Below are 23,598 nucleotides of genomic sequence, written 5' to 3' on the forward strand. Positions count from 1 at the left end.
ATACGGGACAGCCAACTTCGCGGACTAAATATAGGTTTTTCGCAATGGGAAACCCGTAAGGGCTTAGTGTGCCTTAGTTCGCGCCTGCTTTCAGCTTTGATGGGGCAAGTAGTTAACGGCTGAGTAGCCGATAACACAGCGGAATTTCCAGGCCTATACCAAGGCGGCGTTAGTCGTTTGCATCAGGCTCAGGCGCTGGTAGAGGCCACCTTCGCGCTGCTGCAGCTGCTCGTGAGTGCCGCGCTCCACAATACGCCCGTGTTGGAGCACCAGAATTTCATCGGCGTGCTGCACCGTGCTCAAGCGGTGGGCAATAACAAGGGAAGTCCGGTTCTGCATCAGGCGCGTTAGGGCTTCCTGCACCAGTTTCTCACTTTCCGTATCCAGCGCGGAGGTAGCCTCGTCCAGAATCAGGATGGGCGGGTTGCGTAGGATGGCGCGGGCAATGCTCAGGCGCTGGCGCTGCCCACCCGACAGGCGGCTGCCCCGGTCGCCAATGAAGGTTTGGTACCCTTCCGGCGCGGCCATAATAAAGTCGTGGGCGTTGGCAATGCGGGCGGCTTCCATCACTTCCTGCTCGGTGGCCTGGGTGTTGAAGCGGATGTTGTTGAAAATGGTGTCGTTGAACAAAATGCTTTCCTGGGTCACAATGCCCATCTGGTCGCGGACGGAGTGAATGGTGCAGTCGCGCACATCGTTGCCATCAATGAGCAGCTGTCCGCCGGTAGGGTCGTAGAAGCGGGGAAGTAGGTCGGCCAGGGTACTTTTGCCGCCGCCGCTGGGCCCTACCAGCGCTACGGTTTTGCCCTTCTGGATGACGAGGTTAATATCTTGCAGCACGGGCGTGTCGCCGTAGCTGAACTGCAGGTTGCGCAACTCAATCTGCTGCTCAAAGGTCGGCAGGAGTTGTGCGTTGGGCTTATCCCGAATTACTGGCTCCGTGTCAATAATGCTCAGCACCCGCTCGCCGGCCACCAAGCCGCGCTGAATGTTGCCAAAGGACGACGACAGCGCCTTGGCCGGCGTGAGCACCTGCGAAAACAGGATAACGTAGCCGATAAATGTGGGACCAGTAAGTGTAGGTTGTTCTCCTAATACTAATGTACCCCCGAAGTACAATAAGCCCACTACCACAGCTACCCCAGCAACTTCGGAGAAAGGAGACGCCAAATCCCTAGTATTATCAATGTTGCGGGAGGTGCTAGCGTACTGGTCATTCTGGTCCTCAAACTTGCCTTTAATATACGTCTGAGCATTAAAGGCTTTTATGACTCGGATGCCGCCTAATGTTTCATCAATCACCGACAACATGGAGCCTAGCGTGCTTTGGCTTTGCTTTGCTTGGGTGCGCAACCGTTTAGCCACCCCTGCGATAAGCCCTCCCGATATAGGAAGCAAAATTAGCGCGAATAGAGTTAAGGGTACGGAAATGTAGAACAGCAGTGCGAAGTAGACAATAATGCGCAGAGGTTCCTGAATAACAGCTGTTAAGGTGTTCACCACTGACGTTTCTACTTCCTGCACATCAGAGGTGAAACGGGACATTAAATCGCCCTTGCGTTCTTTCCCAAAGAAGCTAAGCGGCAGATCAGTGATGCGGTAGTATAAATCACGCCGCATATTGCTGATTACCCGCGCCCTAACCATTGCTAAAATTCGCAGGCTCAGGTAGCGAAATACATTGCTGAGAAGCACAGAAACGACGACGACTCCACAAACAAATGTCAGTGCACCCATTTCGCCATGCTGTGCCAGCACGTCAGCGAAATAATAGTTGAAGGAGTTTTTTACCCAATCAAGGGTTGGTGCAAAGCTGGGAAGGGAAGCCGGAGCCTGAAATGCAACTTGTTCCGATTTGTCGAACAGTACGCTCAATAGTGGGATAACTAGCGTGAAGTTGGCAGTTCCAAATATTGTACCCAGCAAGGTAAATAGTAGGTATTGCGGCAGAAAGGCAGCCCAGGGGCGGGCGTATTGCAGAATGCGGAGGTAGGTCTTCATCGGAAGCACAAAGGTACAGCATCCGACGCGCTACCAATGTGGCAGGTCAGCAAGCCGGCCTGAGCCATAGGTAAGCACATTGATAGCAAGCAGAAGAGCCTTTTGCCAGGGTGGCAAAAGGCTCTTCACGCAAAACTGAAGTGCAATCCCACCAACTCTCAGGCCTGGAACATGCCCACTACCTCAATCTGGCCGACGATGTGCTGGTTGAATTCGGCTAGCTCCTCGGCCGGCACCCACAGTTCCTCATGTTCCCGGCCGCCTACGTTCTGCACCGGAAATGAGGCGGCATAGTCGGCGTCCACGGCAAAGCGTAGCACGTAGCCCACGCCGTAGTAAGGCACATTCCAGTCCCGGGCAATTTGGGCAGCGTATTGCTCATTCAGCACGGGGTAGAAGATGGGCTGCTCCGGTAGGCGCGGCGGAAACTCCAGCCAGCCCGAGGCGGCAATCAAATCTAATTCTTGCTGATTAACTGGCCGGTACAGCAGCATGGTGGCAGATTCATGGCGCATAAAAAGTAAGTAGGGAGTACGACGGGTAACAAAAAGAATAAGCTATACTGTTTCGGCCGGCGGAATAAGCTGCGCTGGATATGCCTAGCCCCACCTATTAAAACTCGTGCAGGCGCTGGGCAATGTTCCAGCGCAGGGCCACGGAGGCCAGGGCATCAGTGCCGGCGGTAAAATGGGGCACGGGCTGGTCGAAGGTTCGGTGACGCACAATCAGCTTGCCGTCGAGCCAGAGGTTGTGCGCGGCTTGGTAGGTGGCGGTGAAGTCGCCGTGGAAGAGGTAGGAGGTGGGGCCGCTGCCAACCACAAAGCCGTATTCACGCAGGTTGCCGTTGGCATCCAAGGGGCGGTTGGTGTAAGGCAGCAGCACGTTGGAGCCGTAATTTTGTCCCACCGGATCAAGGCCTTGCTTGACGTAAAAGCCCTTGGCCACCACATTCAGGCGGGGTAGGGGCTGATAACTTATGATGCCCACCAGCTCCCAGAGGTTGGCGCCCATGGGGTGGGCCAGGGATTGGGCGTTGTGCTGGTAGTTGCGAAACTGGTCTTCGTGCTGGTACATATAGGGCCGGATGTAGTTGAACTCGCCCTGGATGTCGAGGTTCCGGATGCCCGCTACGTCTATATACTTGCCACCGAGCTGGAAAGCCTGTTTATTAGCCCACCAACCGTTGCCACTTCGGATCTGGCTAAGCACGAATTCATCCAGCACCAGCTGCCCGTAGAGTTGCACCTGCCGCTTGATGTTCCATTTGAAATCCAGACCCAGAATGGCGTTGTCCTCAGAACCGGTCCCCTGCTCCACCGCCCGGTAAAAGATGATGGGGTTCAGGTACTGCAGTTCGAAGCCTCGGCGACGCGGTTGAATCACTGGGCGGCCATTTACCAGCACGCTGTCAGAGGTAGAAGAATAGCCGCTGTATACCACGCTTTCGAACACACCCACATTCAAATTGGGTAGCACATCAAAGCTTAAGTGGTGCAAAGCCAGGTATTTCCGGTCGTACTCTGCATCCAGGTTGGGCGCATCGGCCGTCATCTGCGCGAATAGGTTCTGGTAATGAAACTTCCAGATGCGCGTGTTTGCCTTCAGAAACAGGTAGGGCGAGGCGTAATCCGACAGGATGAGGCTACGGTAACCGTTGCCAATTTGGTTTCGGTCGTGGCCCAGCTGCAGGCTTACGTGCTTGCCAGCGGCGTACGTCAGGTAGCCCCGGGCAGAAAGGAAATCGTACTGGCCGGGCGTATTCTTGAATGGCTTCCAGAACCCTTCGTGCGGTACGGCTTGGTCGCGCTCAATGCGCTGCTGTACGTAGAGTGGCACGGCCATCTGGTTGTCGGCCAGGAAGGTATAGAAGCCCAAACGCTGGTCAATGGTGCCTTCTACCTGCGCCCCGCGGGTGTTCAGGAAGCTGTAACTTTTGCTACCGTCGCTGTTGCCCAGGCTCAGGCCTAGCACGGGGTTCACCCGCAATGAGAAATCGGGCGTTTCCAGGCTGTAGAGGTCGGAGCGCCGTTCGTAGAAGTGCTTCAGAATAGGTTGCTCCCGCAGGTTCACGGCCGAGTCCTGCCGGGCGTCGTGCCAGTTGTCGCGCAACAGGTAGCGCACATTAAAGCGGTCCTGGCGCGACAGGCCAGCCGTGGAGTCGCGCAGGATGCGCTCGGCCAGCCGGGCCACCGCTGCCCGCGTGTAGGGCCGAACCGAGGTGTGCGGATCAGCCAGGGAATCGGGGCCGTATTTGATGGCATACCGATCAATAAGCCGGTAAATATCCACGTCCAGGGGCACGTAGGTAGTGCCCATCGTGGATTTGGCCGGCTCATCAGAGTTCAGGTTCCAGGCGGCCGGCCGGTAGGGCTTGGGCGCGCCCGAATAATCAAGCCAGGTGCCTTTGCCGTCGGAGGGGCGCGTGGGCGTGTCCTGGGCGGCGGCCGGAGCCGTAAGTAGGCCGGTCAAAGCCAGCAGTAGAAGGTAGGATTTTCTCATAAGCAGAGCCGTTTACGCCGAAGCCGGCGCGCGGGTAGGCAAACCTACGGAGTTACGGTAAGATTCAGTTCGGGTAAGGAGTCCAGTAACGCCGGAAGTTGCGCCGCAGTACCTTTGCTTCATGCCCACGCGCCTGCTCCGCCACCACGAAATCGACCTTGCCGCCTGGGACGCCTGCGTTGGGGCGGCCCGGCAGGTAGTGCCCTACGCCTGCTCGTGGTGGCTGCAGGCTACGGCTGGCCGCTGGGATGCCGTGGTAGAGCAGGAAGAAAGCAGTGGCCGCTACCTGAGCGTGTGGCCCCTGCCCGTGAAGTGGCGCCCCTGGGGCCGCGAGATTCATCAGCCTCCGTTCACTCAACAGCTAGGCTGGCTCACCTCAACCAATGCTAAGCAGCCGCTAGGCTCTGGTGGGCTGATGAACCTCGACAGCCTACTCGCGCACTACTCCCGCTGCTACACCCAACTTAATGAGGCGAATGAGCTGCCTCCCCAAGCGCCGCTGTCGGTAGCATTTCAGCAGCGACATACCTATCAATTGCGGCTGGACAGTCCCTATGAAACCTTGCGGGGCGCTTATGCCGCCGACTACCGCCGCCGCCTGCGTCTTTATGAGGCGGCCGGCCGTCCCCTTCGCGTCACGGAAACGACGAATGTGGAGCCGCTGCTGCAGCTCTTTCAGCAGACGAAAGGTCCGGAGGCCGGCCTTAAAACCCGCCATTATATACTCATGCGCAAGTTGGTAGCGGCGCTTAGTTTGCGGCAGTTGCTAGATATTCGGGAAGTACGGGAGCCCCAAACCGGCGAGCTGCTGGCCAGTGCCTTGTTCGTGCGCTACCGCACCAAGCTGGTGTATTTGTTTGCGGCCGCCTCGCTGGCCGGTAAAAAGGCCGGGGCCCCGCTGCTGCTGCTAGATGCGGTTATTCAGCAACACGCTGGCACCTCAGAGCTGGTTTTGGATTTTGAAGGCGGCACGATACCGTCCATTGCGCGTTTTTTCGCCAATTTCGGGGCCGAGCCCGTGCCCTACGCGGCCCTATCGTTCACCCAACGCCCCTGGTATCTGAAATGGATGCGCTGACCCCCACTCCTGATTCTTCGGCGGCTGCCGCGGCATCCGCTACCCCCGCCGCCGACCACAGCCGCGTGCACGAGGTGTGCGCTGAGCCCTCCATTGCCAATCACTTTTTAGCCGAGCTGCGCGACGTAACGGTGCAGCAGGATTCACTGCGCTTCCGCCGAAACTTGCAGCGCCTCGGCGAAATCATTGCCTACAAAATCAGCTCCCAGCTCAGCTACACCGACCAAACCGTGCGCACTCCGCTCGGCGAGTCCAGTGGCAAGCTGCTCCACGATTTTCCAGTGCTGGCCACCGTGCTGCGGGCGGGCCTACCGTTTCACCAGGGCTTCCTGAACTACTTCGATCAGTCGCCCTCGGCTTTTGCCGCCGCTTACCGCATTGAGGGTACGGCCCAGGTGCAGGTGCAGGTCGACTACCTCTCAGCCCCCAGCCTGGACGAGCGGGTGCTGATTCTGGCCGACCCCATGCTGGCTTCCGGCAAATCCTTAGTGCAAACCTACCGGGCTATGCTGCGCTTCGGCACGCCCCGACAGGTGCACATTGCCGCCGTTATTGCCAGCCCCCAGGGCGTAGAGTACGTAACCCGCGAAGTACCCGAGGCCACGCTGTGGGTAGCTGCCATCGACCAAGGTCTCAACGACCAAGCCTACATCATTCCGGGCCTGGGTGATGCCGGCGACCTATCGTACGGTAGCAAGCTGTAAGGGTAGGGCCACTGGTTGGGTGAGGTGTAGCAAGACATGGCTAACCACCAGCAAAACCACTGGCCGAGGTAAATCTGTTATCTTCAAGGGTGCGTTCAAGCACATTGCCTTCCGCTTATTTCACGTACTACCGTGCTGCCTGCTCTTCTTAAATACGCTTCCGTTTTCGCCATTGGGATGTTCAAGTTTGTGGCGGCGCCCATTGCTGGGGTTGCCGCCGGCTTACAGCCCGGGCTGATCTGGGGCCTGTCGGTGGCGGGTATGATGACAACGGTGGTACTCATTTCCGGATTAGGACGGGCCTGGGCCTTACATCAGCGCCGCCGGCGCGAAGAAAAGGGCAAGCCCCTGTTCAACCGCCGTACTCGAACTATTGTGCGCATTTACCGGCGCTTTGGTATGGTAGGCATTGCCTTCCTAACCCCGATTCTGTTCAGCCCCGTCGGCGGAACCGTTATTGCCACCCAACTGCACGTACCGCGCTGGCGCATTCTGGTGCACATGCTCTGGAGCGCGGCCTTGTGGGGCATCACCTTCACCCTGCTAGCTGTCAAATTCAGCCACCTCCCCATCTTCGACCACTACCGGTAGTGGTGAACTGGTAAATGAGTGCTTGAGTGAAGGAGGGTTAGGGCAAACGGAGCGCGGCCATCCTTCCTTCATAAAGTACTACCCCTAATACTATGTGAGAAGCCCTTGACGTCCGTGCTGGCGTCAAGGGCTTCTCGCATTATCAAGTGTCTAGCGAATGAGAGAAAGGATAGCTGGGTTCCGCTCACCGTGCCCCTCCTTCACTCAAGCACTCATTTACCACTTACTTACTACGGCGGCTGCGGGCGCGGCCTTGGGCGGCGCGGAAGGCTTTGGAAGAGTGAGACGAGGCTTTGCCCTTGGATGGATTGGCCTTGCTGCCCTTCTGGCTGCGGTTTGGGCCGGCTACAAACTCGCGGCCCGTGCGCTTGTCAATCGTAACGCCGGGCTTGATCCACTCTTTGCGCTCGTGGAAGGCACCTTTGAAGTTGGGGTCTTCGCGCTTGCGCCGCTCATCTTTCTCCCGGTCCATGCCCTGCTGCTCCTCAAAGGAAGTTTTGGCGATAACTACCTCCGGCGGAAGGGGCAACACCGGAATCTGCTGCCGGATTAGCTCCTCAATTTGGTGCATGTGGTGCATTTCCGCCTCATTGGCGAAGGTAATGGCGGCGCCCGTGTGCTGGGCGCGCCCCGTGCGGCCAATGCGGTGCACGTAGTCGTCGTACACCAGCGGCACGTCGAAATTGATAACGTGGCTTACCTGCGGCACGTCGATGCCGCGGGCCGCTACGTCGGTAGCTACCAGGAACCGCACATCACCCGCTTTGAAAGCCTCCATGGCGTTGATGCGCACATTCTGGCCCTTGTTGCCGTGAATGGCTCGCACCTCGCCGTGCGCTTTGCGTTGCAGAAAGCTGGCTACGTTTTCGGCGTGCTCCTTAGTGCGGGTAAAAATCATAACCCGACTGAAGGTGTCCCAGTCCAGAAACAGGTACTCTAGCAGGTTGATCTTGGTAATCAGGTTGGGTACTTCGTATAAGCTCTGGGTAACGTTCTGGGCCGAGGTAGCGGCCGGCGTAACCTCTACCCGCACCGGAAACTCCAGGAACTCCTCGCTAAGGGTAGTTACTTTCTCGGGCATGGTAGCCGAGAACAGCACGTTCTGGCGTTTGCGCGGAATTACCTCCAGAATGCGCCGGATTTGGGGCATAAAGCCCATGTCCATCATTTTGTCGGCCTCATCTAGCACCAAAGTTTTCAGCTCCTTTAGCACTAAGTCGCCGCGCAGGTAAATTTCCATCAGGCGGCCGGGGGTGGCAATCAGAATATCTACGCCTTGGGCAATGGTTTCAATTTGCGTTTTCGGCCCCAGGCCCCCGTAAATAGCAAAAATGCGCAGGTCGGTGTAGGTAGCCAGCTTCTTCAGGTGGGCCTCCAGTTGCATGGCTAGCTCCCGGGTAGGCGCCAGAATAAGTGCCCGTGGGTGAGTGCCCTGGGCATATTTTACCTTCATCAGCAGGGGTAGGCCGAAGGCGGCAGTTTTGCCCGTCCCCGTCTGGGCGATGCCGAGCACATCGTGGCCGGCCAGCAGCAACGGAATCGTCTGCTCCTGCACGGGGGTAGGGTGCTCAAAGCCTGCTTCCGCCACGGCGGTCAGGAGCTGCTTGTTGAGCTTAAAGTCGGCAAAGGAAACGGGCTGCGGCGTATCAGACATGGCAAAAGGGTATTACGAGCCCCAAAGGTACGGGTAATCCGGGCGGCGGGTATTCTGCCCCGCAGTGGAGGTTCAGAAATAAGGTAGCTCTCGGAGCAGTAATTAGTGGGCTGATTTGCCGCTGGCTACCCGCGTTCCGGCCATTTAAAGCCGCCGGACCGAGGAAGTCGCCGACCTATTACTTCTGGGTTTAGAAGAAAAATCTCGCCAAATCGTTTGCAAATAACCCGGCACCCGCTACTTTTGTGACACAATACTCCACACGGTAGATATAGCTCAGCTGGTTAGAGCGTCGGATTGTGATTCCGAAGGTCGTGGGTTCGAGCCCCATTATTTACCCACTGTCAAAAAAGGTCTCTCCGTCTCGGTAGAGACCTTTTTTATTTGCCCTGGTGGCTCACTCCTGGGTGTTTTTACCGTGTTGCGGAAGGATTTCGGCTTGAGCAACGTTGCGGAGCAGTAATAATAGTACATGAACCACTTTTCCCCCTCTGATCTATGAGTCTGGTTGTTATCGGCACGGTGGCCTTCGACGCCCTGGAAACGCCCTTCGGCAAAACCGACAAAATTGTAGGCGGCGCCGCTACCTACATCGGCCTATCGGCCTCCTATTCCGTCAAGCCTGTGAAGGTAGTGGCAGTAGTTGGCGACGATTTCCCGCAGTCGGATATTTTGTTGCTTCAGGAGCACGGCGTGGATACGGAAGGCCTGCAGATCAAGGAAGGAGAGAAGTCGTTTTTCTGGTCAGGCAAGTACTCCAACGACCTGAACTCGCGCGAGACGCTGGTAACGGAACTGAACGTGCTGGCTGATTTCGACCCGATTATCCCCGATTCCTACCAGGATTGCAAGTATCTGATGCTGGGCAACTTAACGCCCCAAATTCAGCGCCTCGTGATTCAGCGCCTCGTGAATCGGCCCAAGCTTATCGTGATGGACACGATGAACTTCTGGATGGACGTGGCCATGGATGAGCTGAAAACGACCATTGAGATGGTGGACGTGCTCAGCATCAACGATGAGGAAGCACGGCAACTGTCTGGGGTGCACTCGTTGGTGAAAGCCGCCAAAATTATCATGGCTATGGGGCCGAAGTACCTCATTATCAAAAAAGGGGAACACGGCGCTTTGCTTTTCCACAAAAACAAGGTGTTCTACGCACCGGCCCTACCCTTGGAAGAGGTATTCGACCCGACCGGCGCCGGGGATACTTTCGCGGGCGGCTTTATCGGTCACTTGGCCGCTACCGATGACATCAGCTTCGACAATATGAAACGCGCCGTGATTCACGGTTCGGCCATGGCTTCGTTCTGCGTGGAGAAGTTTGGCACGGAGCGCCTGCTGAACCTAACCCAAGAAGAAATTGAAGCCCGCGAGCAGCAATTTGCCGACTTAGTGGCCGTTGTGCCGGCTTCGGCGGTGGCCCAGTAAAGCGACCCGGTTCGCGCAATATTCACCGACAACGGTAGCAAGCCCTGGTTGCTAGTAGCGGCCAGGGCTTTTGCGTGGCCCTAATTTTACCGTAACCTGCCAGCTACTGATGAGGTACATGCTCTATCTATTCACCCGTAACCCCCTACGGCCATGAGCATGAGCAAAAAACAAACCGACCTGACCAACGAGCAAACCTCGGTTAATCCGGCTGCGAATACCAAGAAGAAAAGCACCCAGGTGCAGAACCCCAACGTGAGCAACGTATCGGCGCACGGCAATACCACCGACGGCAACTCCAGTGGCAATGAGCCCCGCAAAACCACGCCCATTCGCAACAATCCGCAGGGTAACCAGCCCATGTCGGTAGATGGTAACCAGCGAGGGCCGGGCAAAAAGGCTGACTAAGTAACCTCCCAGCGGAGTGTTTACAGCGGACTTTTCGCAAGTAAACAGTAGGTGAATAGAGCGTAAGAGTTCGGTTTGCCTACTGTTTAGCTTGCGAAAAGTCCGCTCTTTTTTTACAACCCTACGGGTACTGGCTGGGTAAAAGAAGGCAGATTGTTCACGTACTCTTAGCCTCTACTGCCATGTCTAAGCATAAAAAAGATTCCCCAGCCTCGAATCAAAAAAGCGACTCGGCCATGGGCCCCGATGCCCTGCAGCACGCTCCCTCAGTTGACCCCGATACGCGCGGACAGTCCGGCGGTACTCAGGTGCAAAACGACAACCAGAATGGCCTCAATGAGGCGGGCAACCACACCCGCAATAATGCGCCCGGCGGTGGCGACAGTGAGCAGGAGCGGACCACGCAAGCAAATAAGCCTCGCCACAACCCGAACCCCAGCCAACAAAAGCAGAAATAATTACGAGTATACACCAAACGGCCTTCCTGATATACTTCAGGAAGGCCGTTTGGTGTATAAGAGCATATGCGCGTAATGGCGCTACGGAATTACTTTAAGTCGTACTACGCGGGTGTCTACGTCGCCCTTATCAAAGAAGTCCTGCTCAAAGAGAATAGTTTTGTTGTCGAGCCAGCGGGGCTGCGTGCACCCCCATTCTGTTTGTCGCTCCCACAGCAAATGGGGTACCCCATCATTCATGGACCAGAGTTGCAGACCGCTGGGCTCGAAGCGGGCGAGGACGTCGGAGTTGCCGCACACAAAATGCTGCCCATCGGGCGCAATAACGGGTGGGGCCATGAGTTGGGTGCGGTGGCCTGTGCGCTGGTCAATCAGCATATAGTAGCCGCCTTCGTACAGGTGCACCGATACCAGCCACTGCTTTATTTCGGGAAGAGTGGCTAGGTATTCGTAGGCAACGTTACGCTCATCTTCTACCGGGTTGTTTACCAAACGAACTTCCCGGCTGGCTGTGGGGCGTAAGTACAAAGCCCGGCCTTTCCGAAATACTCGCGGTCCAGCCTTTAGTAGCCGCCGCTTTTCCTCAGCGGCAAAGTCCAGAAACGACTCTTCTTCGGCTGCCGAGGCCGCTTGCGGCAAAACCCAGTGCGGGCTGGGCAGCCGCTCATACACGGGCCGGGCCGCCGGGTAAATGCGCAGCACGCGGCCGGGCACTTGCACCAGCGTATCCAGATGCTCGAGGCGGTAGATGCGTGGGGGCTTTGGCGCGGGTAGTGGCGGTACTGCAATGCCCGGGCGCGGCTTCTCAGCCGGTTGCATCCGCAGTGAACAAGCCGGCAAAGCCATGGCTAGCGGCAACACGGCCGCCACGGTACGAAACCGAAACATGATAGGGGTAGGCTTGATTCGAAATGCGCGAGGTCTGGTGGACAAAGAGCGAAAAAGAAAACGCGTGCAGGGAGTTCCGCCAAGCACTGATTATGCGAAATATTCTGGGGTGAAAAGTGCGGAGGCTGCGTAAGAAGGCAAGTGACTAGCTGATCGGCAAGCAAGGCTCTGAAAAGGGTATTACCTTAAAAATCCTGTTTCAGCCACTGCTTAAAGCTCGCCTGTTGCTCGGGGGTAGGGGCGGCCAGTTTTTCTACCGTTACCTTCTGCCAGAACCGGTGGGCCGGATCTGCAACCAACGGTACAGTTAGCAAACGATTCTGCCGGAATACGGTAATTTCGTGGTGGTCGGCGCCGTCACTGAGCAGGTTTTGCAGGTTCATATCCACGCGCCGGCCATTTACGGCTATAACCTCATCGTCAACCGTCAGGCTAAGCGCCGCGGGCGAATCTGGCAGAATATCCGTGACTTCCGTGCGTTCGTTTTTCACTACCGTCCGGAAGCCATACGTACCCTCCGAAACCGACAAATTTTCGTCGAGTCGAAGGCGACAGCCCACAAAGCCTAACACCCGGTTCAGGGGTTCTTCCAGCGGGGCCGTGCCGTAAATGAACTTGTCGAAATAGGCCTGCATATCGCGCCCAGCTACTTCCTTCACGATGCGGAGGTAGTCTTCCTCCGTGTAGCCCACGCCGGTTTTTCCGAACTCTTCCCACAGCCGTTGCATCACGTCATCGAGGCTGCGCTTGTGGCCGGAAAGCTGGCGCAGCGTCAAATCCAGCAGCAAAGCCACCAGCGCGCCTTTGTGGTATACTGACACCTTGCGGTCGGGGATGCCGGGTTTATAGCCATCGAGCCAGAGGTCCATGCTAGCATCGGCCACGGAGAGGTGGTAGCGGCCGTAGTCGTCGTAGTGCTTGCGCAACACCGTGTTCAACTCCTGGAAATACTGCTCCGTAGTACGGACTCCAGCGCGGGCCAGCAGGTACTCACCGTAATACGTGGTGATGCCTTCCGCAATAAAGCAGGTGCGGAAGTAGTTTTCCCGAGCATAGTCGTAAGGCTGCATTTCGGCGGGCCGGATGCTCTTGATGTTCCAGGCATGGAACAGCTCATGGCAGCTTACCCCCAGAAACTCCTTATAGAGTCCTTCCGTCATCAGCAACTCGGCCGGGCCCAGGGTAATGACCGTGGAGTTCAAGTGCTCCACGCCGTGGTAGTGCTTATAGGGCAGAATCTGATTCAGGAAGTGGTAGTCCTGGGCCGGGAACGAGCCAAACAGAGCCAGCTGCTCGGCGCTAAACGCCCGAAAATCCTCTACCACGCGCTTCCAGTCCACGGGGCAGTCACCCTGAATCCAGATGTAAAAGGGCAATCCGTTTACCTCGTAGTTACGATACTGCAGGGTAGGGCTGGCAATGAGGGGCGAGTCGGCGAGATGGTCGAAGCTCTGCGCTTGCAACGTGTTAGGGCCACTTTGGGGGAGGCCGCAAGCAATTTGCCAGCCTTCCGGCAGGTCTAGCAATAGTTGACAGGTTTCCTGCTGCCGGCCCTCCACGTACATAAAGCCCTGCACGGGGTTCAGGTAGAGCTGGCCTTCGTCGAGCCAGGAGCCGCCGGCGTCCATTTGGTGGGCGTAAAAGTTATAGCGCACCCGCACGGTGCGGCCGGCGGCCTCTGCTACCTGCCACCGGTCTTTGGTGATTTTGCGGGAAGAAAGGGATTCGCCGGAGGCTGCATCTTCAATGACTACGTGCTGAAGCTTCTGGGCGAAGTTCTGCAGCTCATACCGTCCGGGCCGCCACGCTGGCAGCTGTAGTTCCAACTCCGAAGTAGCGTCTTGGGCTACCTCAAAGGTCATTTGAATTTGAACGTAGAAGGTAAGCGGGTTCTCGAACGAGACGTGGTAGTGAATCATGGAAGCGCGGACGGCGGCAAGGGCCGGTAAACCTGAACGTAAAGCTACGAATTTGCGGGGCGGATACCCGTGGTTTTCATACGGCTGCAGGCGGAAAACAACCAGCATTCCGTCAGGCCATTTCCGGTAAAATCCACTTTGTCAGAAAGGAAAAAGCGCGGGAAAGCATTGTCTTTTCCGATTCAACCCCTTACCTTTGCCGGCCTTACCTGTTACTGAGTCACTTAACAATACCATGAAACGTACTTTTCAGCCCTCGCAGCGCAAGCGCCGCAACAAGCACGGATTCCGCTCGCGCATGGAGTCCGCTAACGGCCGCAGCGTAATCGCTCGTCGTCGTGCCAAAGGCCGCAAGCGCCTGACCGTATCCGACGAAGGTCGTCATAAGCGCTAAGCCGCTGCCGGCTTCTGTGCAGTCGCCGCTCTCTGAGTCTGAGTCCATGGATTCTACGCCTGGCGGGCGCTCCTATTCGTTTCCGAAAGAAGAACATCTGTGTCGCAAAAAGCTCATTGAAGAGCTTTTCGGCCGGGGTTCTTCTTTTGGTTTATACCCCTTGCGGCTGATCTGGTTGCCCACGGAAACACCTACTACCGCGCCGCCACAGGTGCTGGTCAGCGTAAGTAAGCGCAGCTTTAAGCGCGCCGTTGACCGCAACTACCTTAAGCGCCTGCTGCGCGAGGCTTACCGCCTCAACAAATACCGGCTGCTGGAAGCCGAAGGAGGCCACTGCCTCGGGCGATTGGCGATTATCTACACGGGCAAGGAAAAAAAGCCTTTCACGCTGGTTGAAAAAAAATTAATTTCAGGGCTAGAGCGTTTGCTCACCGAAGCCGGTGCAACTCCTTCGCGAGTCGCCGGTTCTTAGGTACAAATGACTTGTCCTCCGGCTGTTCATGGTAGAAACAGCAAGCCGGAAGCGAGGCACACTGTAGGGTCGTTTAGTTGATTTCAGCCCCGTATATGCGTAAAAAATCCTTGGCAGCTGTTGCCCTGCTTGGCGGCGCTGCGCTGCTCGTATCCTTCCGCCCGGCCTCTGACAACGAGCGGTATTTCGAAATTGCTAAGAACCTCGACATTTTCGCTACCCTCTTCAAGGAGGTGAATACCTACTATGTTGATGAGGTGCCGCCGGCTAAGCTGGTGAAAACCGGGATTGACGCCATGCTCAAGTCCCTGGACCCCTACACCAACTATATTCCCGAGGACGATATTGAGGACTTTCGCACCATGACCACCGGCCAGTACGGCGGGATTGGGGCGGTAGTCGTGAAGCGTAGCGGCAGAACGGTAGTGCAGGCAGCTTACGAGGGCTATCCTGCCCAAAAGGCGGGTCTGCTGCCCGGTGATGAAATTCTGAGCATCAACGGCGTGACGGTGGAGAAGAAGTCCAACTCCGATATCAGCAAACTGCTCAAGGGCCAAGCTAACTCCCAGGTGAAGCTAATGGTGACGCGCTACGGCCAGGAAGCCCCGGTGGAAGTCAACATTACCCGCGACAAAATTCAGGTCGACAATGTACCGTACTACGGCATGCTGACGCCCGAAATTGGCTACTTTCAACTCTCGGGTTTTACCGTGGATGCAGGTAAGGAAGTGCGCTTAGCGGTAGCCAAGCTCAAGGAGCAAGGCGCCAAAAAGCTCGTCTTTGATATCCGGGACAACCCCGGCGGCTTGCTCAACGAGGCCGTGAATATCTCCAACCTGTTCGTGGACAAGGGCAAAGACATCGTGAGCACTAAGGGCAAGGTATCCGACTGGAATAAAACCTATAAAGCCTTGGATGCGCCGTTGGATACCCAAATTCCGATGGTTGTCATTACCAGCAACCGCTCTGCCTCGGCTTCGGAAATTGTTTCGGGCGTGCTACAGGACTACGACCGGGCCGTGCTGGTAGGGGAGCGTACCTTCGGCAAGGGGCTGGTGCAAGCCACCCGGCCCCTGAGCTACAACTCCCAGCTGAAAGTAACCACCGCTAAGTACTATATCCCCAGCGGCCGGTGCATTCAGGAAATCGACTACACCCACCGCGCCGATGATGGCACCTTGGGTAAAGTGCCCGACTCCTTGCGCACGGCCTTCAAAACCGTGGCCGGTCGCACCGTATACGACGGCGGCGGCGTAGCGCCCGACGTGGAAGTGCAGGACCGCGAAATAGCCGACATCACCCGCGTGCTGCTCCAGAAAAGCTACCTCTTCGACTACGCTACCCGCTACCGCGCCGAGCACCCGACCATTGCCGCTGCGCGCCAGTTCAAGCTCACCGACGCCGACTACCAGAAGTTTATAGACTACCTCAAAGGCAAGGACATCAGCTACAGCACCGACGCGGAAAAAGCGTTGGCTGACCTCACCAAAAAAGTAAAGGAGGAAAAGCACTACGAGGACGTGAAAACCGAGCTAGAAGGCATGCGCAAAAAGGTGACGACCAACAAGGCCAACGACCTGATGCGCTTCAAGCCAGAAATTCGGGAGTTGCTGGAGCAGGAAATTGTGTCACGCTACTACTTCCAGAAGGGTAGCGTGGAAGCCAGCTTCGACGATGACCCCAACATCCTGATGGCCCTGAACGTGCTCAATGACCAGCCGCGCTACTCAGCTTTGCTAAAGCCCGGCACCGTAGAAGCCAAAACCCGCCCTGAAGCCAAGCGCAGCACGGCTGGCGGCAAATAGGTGTCTTGGAATTGTAAATAGAAAAAGCAGCCTCATCTTGGGGCTGCTTTTTCTATGTTATGTTGAAGTAAGATGAACGACGTTGTACTACGTGCCAAACATTGGCAGGTATTCTTGTGCTTGCTTATTCCTCACTTTCTATCCTGGTACACGGAAGACCTCTTTCTGGATAGTGTGCTGGATTTTTTGGGCGCCTTCTCCTTAATAGTATGGTTGATCCTGCAGTCGAATGAGTTGATGCAGCTTCGTCCTAAGCAGGAAGGGTATAATATGAACTGGTTTCTATTCAATGCCTTTCTAGTCCTGGGCGCATGGGGCTACAGCGTAGCAACCGAAGATCCTCACTTTCATATTTCAACAACGAGTTGGCATGCCGATGGGGTTGGTGGTTTGATCTTCTTTTATGTTGCCTTTGCCTACTTACACATGCATTGGTTTCCTGGCTCCCTGCTTTATGCTAGTCAAACAGGCCGCCGTCCTGATGCTGCTCAAGCTATAAAAGGCTTTCTGCTTTGCTTTTTCTGGCCAGTCGGAGTGTGGTTTATACAGCCCCGCCTGAATAAGCTATGGGAAGAGAAGCAGTGGGAAGAGCGTGCCTTGCGGCGGATAGGCGCTGATGAGCAAGCACTGTAGTACGCTTCCCAAGAGCCGCCGTACCTTTGTCTTATGCCTACCTTGCTGCTCTCCTTGGAAACGTCCTCACCAGTTTGCTCCGTTGCCTTGCACCGCGTGGCGGATGGTACATTGGTCGGCCAATCGGAACTGCGTCTGGAAAAGTCGCACTCCTCGCACCTGAGTGTGCTCGTGAACCAGCTGCTGGAAAATACCCTGCACACCCTGCAGGATGTGGCAGCAGTGGCCGTTTCCGACGGGCCGGGCTCCTACACCGGGCTGCGCATTGGGGCGGCGGCGGCCAAGGGGCTGTGCTATGCCCTGGATATTCCGCTACTGGCCGTGAGCACCTTGCAAAGCCTGGCGCACCAAGTAGCTACGTACACCGCCCAGCCCGAGCAGTACCTATACTGCCCCATGCTGGATGCCCGCCGGATGGAAGTGTACACGGCCCTCTACCGCCACGATGGCGCCGAGGTACTGGCACCTACCCCCTTGGTGCTAGACGAAACCGCCTTGGCCGAACATTTAGCCCACCACTCCTTGTTGTTCTTTGGTAGCGGAGCCACGAAATTTTATCCGCTGGTGGCTAACAATGCCCGAGCTGGTTTCTTGCCAGGCATTGAGCCCTCAGCCATAGCGGTAGGCGCCCTGGGAGTAGCAGCTTACCAGCGCCAGGAGTTTCAGAACGTAGCTTACTATGAGCCGTTTTATTTGAAGGAAGTCTATACCACAACTCCAAAGAACAAAGCCGGCTTGTAGAGGTACCACTACGCTGTTGCAATCATAGGGAACGACATCTTACTAATTCGCTGCTGCTGCGGCGCTGAGCATGGAAGAATTTATCAACCGCGTGGCGCAAAGCGCCCTTACTACCCTTAACCTCGAAGAGTTTATTCACCCAGGGGAGCGGGTGGTATATGATATCAAGGAAAATCTGTTTCACGGGCTGATGCTGCGCGAAAAGGATTTCCGCGAGTTTATCAAAACCCACGACTGGAGCCAGTACGACGGAAAGAACGTAGCTATTATCTGTTCCGCTGACGCTATTGTGCCCACGTGGGCCTATATGTTGTTGGCAACCAAGCTGCAAAAGCACGCGCATCGCTACGTATTTGGTAACCTAGAGGCCTTGGAGCAGGAGCTATTCCACGAAGCCATTGCGGCTATCGACGTGGAGCAGTACCACGACGCAAAAGTGGTAGTAAAGGGCTGCGGCGAGAAACCCGTGCCAACTTACGCCTACGTGGCCATCATGCAGAAGCTGCTACCCGTTGTCAGCAGCGTTATGTACGGGGAGCCGTGCAGTACTGTGCCGCTATACAAGCGCCCGAAAGTGTAGCCTCGGCTTACGCGAAGTTTAGCGGTTGATTTTTACTGAAAAGAGCCCATTTGCCCGGCAAGTGGGCTCTTTTCATGTTACTTCTATACCAACTTAGCCTTGCAATTTGGATGTAGAAGTAAGCGACACCTCAACGGAAGCACTTACCACCCGCGGTGGGGTGGAAGTTACGGACGCTAAAGGGTAGCTGTATGCTTGGCAGGTATGGGCCAGTTATGCAGCGGAACGCAGCACTTTCGCAGTGGCTAAAACTCAGGCTGCGAACTGATGCAGGGGGCACATTGTGCATCTTTGGCTTCTTAACCCTGCTCATATGCCCGCACCCAATCCTTCTGGCTCATATAAAATCAGTGTTCTGACGGGCATAGCCATTGTAGTGGCTAGTATGGTAGGTACTGGCGTGTTCACTAGCCTCGGCTTTCAGGTGCTGGACATCAAGAGTGGTTTTGCGCTGCTGATGTTGTGGGCCGTAGGGGGCATTATTGCCCTGTGCGGGGCCTTGAGCTATGGGGAGCTAGCAGCCGCTATGCCCCGCTCCGGCGGCGAGTACCACTACCTCTCGCGTATTTATCACCCGGCGCTGGGGTTTCTATCGGGCTGGGTTTCGGCCACGGTAGGGTTTGCCGCGCCTACTGCCTTGGCAGCCATGGCCCTGGGCCGTTACGCTCAAAGCGTATGGCCTACGGTTTCGCCTTCCGCTTTGTCAGTAGTTGTCGTGCTCATATTAGCGACGGTGCACATAACGAGCCGACGGGCCGGGAGCCGCTTGCAGGTAGTTATAACGACCATAAAAGTGTTGGTGTTGGCTGGGTTTATTGGGGTAGGCCTGCTGGTGGCCCAGCCTCAGCCCCTGCACTTTGCGCCTCATGGGGCCGCCGACTGGCAGCAGCTGCTAAGCCCGGCTTTTGCCGTATCGTTGGTGTATGTGTCCTATGCTTATTCAGGCTGGAACGCGGCCGTTTACCTTACGGGCGAAGTAGAGCAACCCCAGCGTAATCTGCCCCGCATCTTGTTGCTCGGTACCAGCCTCGTACTCCTTTTATATGTAGGGCTGAATTTCGTTTTTCTCTACTCAACTCCCCTGTCCAAGATTAGTGGCCAGCTCGAAGTCGGTTTTGTTGTGGCTAGCCACTTGTTCGGGGACACTGCGGGCCGACTTATGGGCGGAGCCATTGCTGTTCTGTTAGTGTCTACGGTAAGCTCCATGATATTTGCCGGTCCGCGTATTCTGCAGGTGATGGGGGAGGACCTACCCGCACTTCGGCCACTGGCCCAGTTAAGCTCGGCGGGTATTCCGGTGCGAGCTACCCTGTTTCAGACCGCTTTGACCATTCTCTTTATCCTGACGGCCACTTTCGAGCAAGTGCTGCTGTACGCTGGCTTTGTTCTAAGCCTGTTTACGTTTCTGACGGTGCTAGGCCTGTTCATTCTGCGGTGGCGCCAGCCCGGGCTGTCCCGGCCTTACCGGGCCTGGGGCTACCCCGTTACGCCCCTGCTGTTTCTGCTACTCAATGGCTGGACGCTCCGTTTCATTGCCCAGCGCAACCCCCAGGAGACGGTGTACGGAGTAGCCACGTTGGCCGTAGGACTGGTGCTATACTTCGTGGGAAAGCGCTTTTCAGCTCAACCCCAACCCGCTTCCCGGCCGTAAGCTGAGTTTTATACGGTATGGAAACACGCCCGCCCCAAGCAGCTCCTGGCTGGAAGCAGAAAGCCTACAGCGTCATTTTTGAAGCCGATACGCCCGCCGGACGAACCTTCGATATTGCGCTGCTGTGGGCTATTTTGCTGAGTGTAGTTGTGGTCATGCTCGAGAGCGTACGGAGCATCAATGCCCAGTATGGCCCCTACCTTCGGGCGGTGGAATGGGCCTTCACCGTGCTGTTCCTAACCGAATACATTGCCCGTTTAGTGGTAGTGCGCCGCCCGCTCACCTATGCCCTAAGTCTGTTGGGCATCATCGATTTTCTGTCGATTGCGCCTACCCTGGTTAGTCTGGTACTACCAGGAAGCCAATACCTACTAACGATCCGCACGTTGCGGCTACTGCGTGTATTCCGCATTTTTAAGTTAGGCCGCTTCGTAGGTGAGGGAGAATTTATCGTACGGGCCCTCAAAGCCAGCCGCTTTAAAATTTTGGTATTCCTGACGGCTGTCTTGACACTGGTAGTCGTGATAGGTACCCTGATGTACGTGGTTGAAGGTGGTCAAAATGGCTTTACCAGTATTCCAAAGAGCATTTATTGGGCTATTGTTACGCTTACAACCGTGGGCTACGGCGACATTTCACCCGTAACGGTGCTCGGGCAAAGCTTGGCCTCTGTGCTCATGATTCTGGGCTATGCCATTATTGCCGTGCCCACAGGGATTGTATCGGCCCAGATGGCAACGCCGGCTACTCCGGCTTCTTCGCCGCCTACTTACAAGCAGGTTATTTGCCATGTGTGCCAAGCCACGGAACACCGGCCCGAGGCAGAGTACTGCTGGCGGTGCGGAGAGAAGCTTTAGGTGTAGAAAGCTCCGCCCTACATTTTCTACCTTTCGGGCCTTTCCAACTCCTAGCACCTATGCGTTTTTCCGTCGCCCGGCTTATCATGCCGGCTATGCTGGCCGTTTTGGCTTCCTGCTCCGATAAAAAACCAAGCACCACTGAGCAGCCAGCCGCTACCCCCACCGATACGGTTGCAACCCTACCAGCTGCCCCCAAACCCGCTGCCTCCGACACTTCCGCTACCCACGATGTGGCCGCCTACCTAGCAGGACTACCTACCAGCCGCGCTGGCAACTTGCGGCCCCTCACAGCCCAGCCCGCCTGGCAGGCCTACGCCGCCGCCGCCGCCCAGAGCTGGACCAACTACCACACTACCCGCACGGCCAAGATTGAAGCTTGGGCTCAAACGGAGCTGGACTCGGTGCGGGCCACCAGTCCTACCATCTTCTACCCCTTCAGCGGCCCCGATTTTCTCAACGTCACGACGATGTTTCCCGGTAGCCAGACCTACGTACTGATGGGCCTGGAGCCCGTTGGTACCGTGCCGCGCCCTACTACCCTAGAAAATCCCAAGCTGTTTACGGCCCTGAAAGCGTCGCTTTGGTCGGTGCTCAACTTCAGCTTTTTCCGCACGAACGACATGGCCGTTGATCTGAAGTCGGTTGAACTCGACGGAGCCTTGCCGCTGCTGCTGCTGTTCGCCACGCGTACCAATCACCAAGTAGAAGCTGTGCGCTATATCCAGCTCACTGCGGAGGGCGAGGTAGTAGAAGCCGACACCGCTACGATTCGACGGCCTGGTTTGAAAGTGGTACCCGGGGTTGAAGTACAGCTGCGTACTGCGCAGGGCCAGCCGAAAAAGGTGGTCTACCTCTCCGCCGACCTCAGCGACTGGAAGCTAGGAGTTACCAAGGAAGCCGCCCTCAAATACGTCCAAACACTAGGGCCGCTCACCACCTACGTAAAGTCGGCTACGTATCTGATGCACAAGCCTTACTTCAGCAAAGTCCGCAATCTGATTTTAGCACGCAGCAACTACGTGCTCCAGGACGATTCAGGCATTGCCATGAAGTACTTCCGTCCTGCCACCGATTGGCAGTTTACCTTCTACGGGACCTATAAGCGTCCTATCAACCTCTTCGCCAAACACTACCAGCCCGAACTGACGACTGCCTACACTGACTCAGCCAACCGCCCGCGCCCCCTACCGTTTGGCACGGGCTACAACTGGCGTCAAAACAATTCCAACCTTTTGCTAGCCCACCGGACAACTACTGTTCAATAACTCGTTATAAAATCAGCAACCGGCGAGCCGTATCATATAGATGCGGCTCGCCGGTTGCGTTAAAGCACACATGACAGGTACTGCTTGGGGTAGGGGAGAGGCCTTTTGCTACCTTATTATATGATGCACATCATTCTCATTCCCATCATAGCAGCATTGCTGCGCTTGACATCCAATAAGGATCAGCATTCTGTATTGCCTCTGCCCGCTGTAACTCCAGTTGCGAACAGCCGCTTGCTAGATAGTTTGCTGAACTCCGATTCGCGTCTGCGGCCAGTGGTACAGCGCGCCGCCAACTACGAGTTACAGATCATTTACACACAAATAAACCGAGATGCTCAACAGCGGCCTTATTTCGTTCAGCACAACTTTCGCCTTGATGCCGGCCGGTATTTCAATCCGGCTAGTCTAGTTAAGCTACCCACCGCCGCTTTAGCTCTCGAAAAGTTAAATCAACTGCAGCAACCGGGCTTGTCTCGTCGCTCCCCAATGGCCACCGGCGTGGGCTTTCGTTGCCAGACGGCTGCTCCTTATATAGTGTCTCCTGATTCTGACCGCATCAATACCGTCGGCAACTACATCAAGCGCATGCTACTGGTGAGTCGTAATCAGGCCTATAACCGATTATATGAATTTCTGGGGCAGGGCCCGCTCAATGCTCGTCTCCGCCAGCTAGGGTATCCTGATGCCCGAATTGTCCGACGCTTTGCTCCCTGTGATACCGCGGCCAATCGATACACCAATCCTATTGAGTTTCGAAACCCAAATACGGGCCAAGTATGCTACCAGCAGCCGCTTACACTGAGTCGAGTTCCGTTGACGCATCCGTTAGGCCGCGTAATGAAAGGCCGCGCCTATCAGGCCGGGGGCCGCATCATCCCGCAACCATACGATTTTACTACTGCCAATTACCTGCCGTTGCAAGATGTTACGAATATGCTCAAGGTCATCTTGTTTCCGGAAGCAGTACTCGCTCAACGGCGTTTCAACCTCACCACCACCGATTATGCCTTTCTGCGCTATTACCTCCACCACACTCCGCACAGTTCAGGCTACACTGCCTACAGAGCTCCAAGCTATTTCGACGCATACAAGAAGTACCTCTACTACGGTCGAAGCAGAAAGACTGAGGCCCAAGCAGGTTTGCATATATACAACGTAGTAGGCATGTCACATGGCTACCTCGCCGACGTTGCGTACTTCGCTGACTCTACCCGGCATACAGAGTTCATGCTTAGCGCCGTCTTGTATGTGAATAAGGATGGTGTAATCAATGATGGGGCCTACGAGTATGAGTCCATTGGTTTACCCTTCTTAGCAGCCCTCGGTCAGGTGGTCAGTCAGTATGAAGCTTCGCGTGCACGACCAATACTCCCTCTCTCTGATGAATCCTTTCCTCAAAAGCAGGTAAGATGAGACCACGCCAGTAAAATGTAATACAGATTGTTGGTAGCAAACAGTTGATAATCTGCAGAAAACGCTCGCGAGGCGTTCAACGAAGCAAATTTTAACGAAAAAAGTGTGAGCAGGGTTTGGAGAACTGAATTCGAAGCGCCACTTTTGCAC

22 protein-coding genes and 1 tRNA gene are annotated in these 23,598 nt (G+C 56.0%); 17 read left to right on the forward strand and 6 right to left on the reverse strand.

Translation table 11 applies throughout. The annotated features are described in order from the left end of the window. Nucleotides 1-153: 153 nt before the first annotated feature. The 3 genes from MWH26_RS00965 to MWH26_RS00975 form a co-directional block, all read right to left on the reverse strand. Nucleotides 154-2,001: an ABC transporter ATP-binding protein gene (locus tag MWH26_RS00965; RefSeq protein WP_247975685.1), complete on the reverse strand. Its 1,848-nt coding sequence runs from the start codon at nucleotides 1,999-2,001 to the stop codon at nucleotides 154-156. A gap of 158 nt (nucleotides 2,002-2,159) precedes the next feature. Beyond that, nucleotides 2,160-2,516 (reverse strand): hypothetical protein, encoded by a 357-nt coding sequence (locus MWH26_RS00970; protein ID WP_244694702.1) that lies wholly within the window; start codon nucleotides 2,514-2,516, stop codon nucleotides 2,160-2,162. Nucleotides 2,517-2,613: 97 nt separating this feature from the next. Beyond that, complete coding sequence (locus MWH26_RS00975; RefSeq protein ID WP_247975686.1) at nucleotides 2,614-4,500, reverse strand: hypothetical protein; 1,887 nt, start codon at nucleotides 4,498-4,500, stop codon at nucleotides 2,614-2,616. A gap of 121 nt (nucleotides 4,501-4,621) precedes the next feature. On the opposite strand from MWH26_RS00975, the gene MWH26_RS00980 reads away from it, so the two are divergent. The 3 genes from MWH26_RS00980 to MWH26_RS00990 all read left to right on the forward strand — a co-directional run bounded on the left by MWH26_RS00980 (nucleotide 4,622) and on the right by MWH26_RS00990 (nucleotide 6,873). Beyond that, nucleotides 4,622-5,578, forward strand: coding sequence for a GNAT family N-acetyltransferase (locus MWH26_RS00980; protein WP_247975687.1), 957 nt, complete (start codon nucleotides 4,622-4,624; stop codon nucleotides 5,576-5,578). Further along, nucleotides 5,566-6,282, forward strand: coding sequence for a uracil phosphoribosyltransferase (gene upp, locus MWH26_RS00985; protein WP_247975688.1), 717 nt, complete (start codon nucleotides 5,566-5,568; stop codon nucleotides 6,280-6,282). Before MWH26_RS00980 ends, upp begins: the two co-directional genes overlap by 13 nt. Nucleotides 6,283-6,414: 132 nt before the next feature. Further along, nucleotides 6,415-6,873 (forward strand): hypothetical protein, encoded by a 459-nt coding sequence (locus MWH26_RS00990; protein WP_244694707.1) that lies wholly within the window; start codon nucleotides 6,415-6,417, stop codon nucleotides 6,871-6,873. A 223-nt stretch (nucleotides 6,874-7,096) separates the two neighbouring features. Here the strand turns inward: MWH26_RS00990 and MWH26_RS00995 are convergent, their stop codons facing one another. Next, nucleotides 7,097-8,527, reverse strand: a complete 1,431-nt coding sequence (locus MWH26_RS00995) for a DEAD/DEAH box helicase (protein ID WP_244694708.1) — start codon at nucleotides 8,525-8,527, stop codon at nucleotides 7,097-7,099. A 265-nt stretch (nucleotides 8,528-8,792) separates the two neighbouring features. Between MWH26_RS00995 and MWH26_RS01000 the strand changes: the two genes are divergently transcribed. The 4 genes from MWH26_RS01000 to MWH26_RS01015 all read left to right on the forward strand — a co-directional run bounded on the left by MWH26_RS01000 (nucleotide 8,793) and on the right by MWH26_RS01015 (nucleotide 10,824). After that, nucleotides 8,793-8,866: transfer RNA gene (locus MWH26_RS01000), tRNA-His, on the forward strand. Nucleotides 8,867-9,025: 159 nt separating this feature from the next. After that, complete coding sequence (locus MWH26_RS01005; protein ID WP_244694709.1) at nucleotides 9,026-9,958, forward strand: PfkB family carbohydrate kinase; 933 nt, start codon at nucleotides 9,026-9,028, stop codon at nucleotides 9,956-9,958. Nucleotides 9,959-10,117: 159 nt separating this feature from the next. After that, a complete protein-coding gene (locus MWH26_RS01010; RefSeq protein WP_247975689.1) occupies nucleotides 10,118-10,366 on the forward strand; it encodes a hypothetical protein in 249 nt (82 codons plus the stop codon). A 182-nt stretch (nucleotides 10,367-10,548) separates the two neighbouring features. After that, nucleotides 10,549-10,824, forward strand: coding sequence for a hypothetical protein (locus tag MWH26_RS01015; RefSeq protein WP_244694711.1), 276 nt, complete (start codon nucleotides 10,549-10,551; stop codon nucleotides 10,822-10,824). A gap of 81 nt (nucleotides 10,825-10,905) precedes the next feature. Here MWH26_RS01015 and MWH26_RS01020 read toward each other — a convergent pair whose 3' ends face one another. Together MWH26_RS01020 and MWH26_RS01025 are read right to left on the reverse strand one after the other, a co-directional pair. Next, nucleotides 10,906-11,712: a hypothetical protein gene (locus tag MWH26_RS01020; RefSeq protein ID WP_244694712.1), complete on the reverse strand. Its 807-nt coding sequence runs from the start codon at nucleotides 11,710-11,712 to the stop codon at nucleotides 10,906-10,908. Between the two features lie 185 nt (nucleotides 11,713-11,897). After that, entirely contained in the window at nucleotides 11,898-13,631 is a 1,734-nt protein-coding gene (locus tag MWH26_RS01025) for a M61 family metallopeptidase (protein ID WP_247975690.1), read from the reverse strand. A gap of 235 nt (nucleotides 13,632-13,866) precedes the next feature. Here MWH26_RS01025 and rpmH point away from each other — a divergent pair, with 235 nt between their 5' ends. The 10 genes from rpmH (at nucleotide 13,867) to MWH26_RS01075 (ending at nucleotide 23,448) form a co-directional block, all read left to right on the forward strand. Next, the gene (rpmH, locus tag MWH26_RS01030) at nucleotides 13,867-14,025 is read left to right on the forward strand and encodes a 50S ribosomal protein L34 (RefSeq protein ID WP_088845492.1); all 159 of its coding nucleotides are present in this window, start codon (nucleotides 13,867-13,869) and stop codon (nucleotides 14,023-14,025) included. A gap of 46 nt (nucleotides 14,026-14,071) precedes the next feature. Continuing rightward, on the forward strand, nucleotides 14,072-14,497 hold the full coding sequence (locus MWH26_RS01035; RefSeq protein ID WP_247975691.1) for a ribonuclease P protein component: 426 nt from the start codon (nucleotides 14,072-14,074) through the stop codon (nucleotides 14,495-14,497). 95 nt (nucleotides 14,498-14,592) lie between these two features. Beyond that, nucleotides 14,593-16,302 (forward strand): S41 family peptidase, encoded by a 1,710-nt coding sequence (locus MWH26_RS01040; protein WP_244694716.1) that lies wholly within the window; start codon nucleotides 14,593-14,595, stop codon nucleotides 16,300-16,302. A 72-nt stretch (nucleotides 16,303-16,374) separates the two neighbouring features. After that, entirely contained in the window at nucleotides 16,375-16,935 is a 561-nt protein-coding gene (locus MWH26_RS01045; protein WP_247975692.1) for a hypothetical protein, read from the forward strand. A gap of 33 nt (nucleotides 16,936-16,968) precedes the next feature. Continuing rightward, nucleotides 16,969-17,676: a tRNA (adenosine(37)-N6)-threonylcarbamoyltransferase complex dimerization subunit type 1 TsaB gene (gene tsaB, locus MWH26_RS01050; RefSeq protein ID WP_247975693.1), complete on the forward strand. Its 708-nt coding sequence runs from the start codon at nucleotides 16,969-16,971 to the stop codon at nucleotides 17,674-17,676. 70 nt (nucleotides 17,677-17,746) lie between these two features. After that, nucleotides 17,747-18,256 (forward strand): DUF2480 family protein, encoded by a 510-nt coding sequence (locus MWH26_RS01055; protein WP_188558084.1) that lies wholly within the window; start codon nucleotides 17,747-17,749, stop codon nucleotides 18,254-18,256. Between the two features lie 313 nt (nucleotides 18,257-18,569). Then, on the forward strand, nucleotides 18,570-19,907 hold the full coding sequence (locus tag MWH26_RS01060; protein WP_247975694.1) for an APC family permease: 1,338 nt from the start codon (nucleotides 18,570-18,572) through the stop codon (nucleotides 19,905-19,907). A 17-nt stretch (nucleotides 19,908-19,924) separates the two neighbouring features. Next, the gene (locus tag MWH26_RS01065; RefSeq protein ID WP_247975695.1) at nucleotides 19,925-20,764 is read left to right on the forward strand and encodes an ion transporter; all 840 of its coding nucleotides are present in this window, start codon (nucleotides 19,925-19,927) and stop codon (nucleotides 20,762-20,764) included. A gap of 59 nt (nucleotides 20,765-20,823) precedes the next feature. Beyond that, nucleotides 20,824-22,032, forward strand: a complete 1,209-nt coding sequence (locus MWH26_RS01070) for a hypothetical protein (RefSeq protein WP_247975696.1) — start codon at nucleotides 20,824-20,826, stop codon at nucleotides 22,030-22,032. A gap of 120 nt (nucleotides 22,033-22,152) precedes the next feature. Then, complete coding sequence (locus MWH26_RS01075) at nucleotides 22,153-23,448, forward strand: serine hydrolase (RefSeq protein ID WP_247975697.1); 1,296 nt, start codon at nucleotides 22,153-22,155, stop codon at nucleotides 23,446-23,448. Nucleotides 23,449-23,598: the final 150 nt, after the last annotated feature.

This window comes from Hymenobacter sublimis (genome assembly GCF_023101345.1).
GTDB lineage: Bacteria > Bacteroidota > Bacteroidia > Cytophagales > Hymenobacteraceae > Hymenobacter > Hymenobacter sublimis.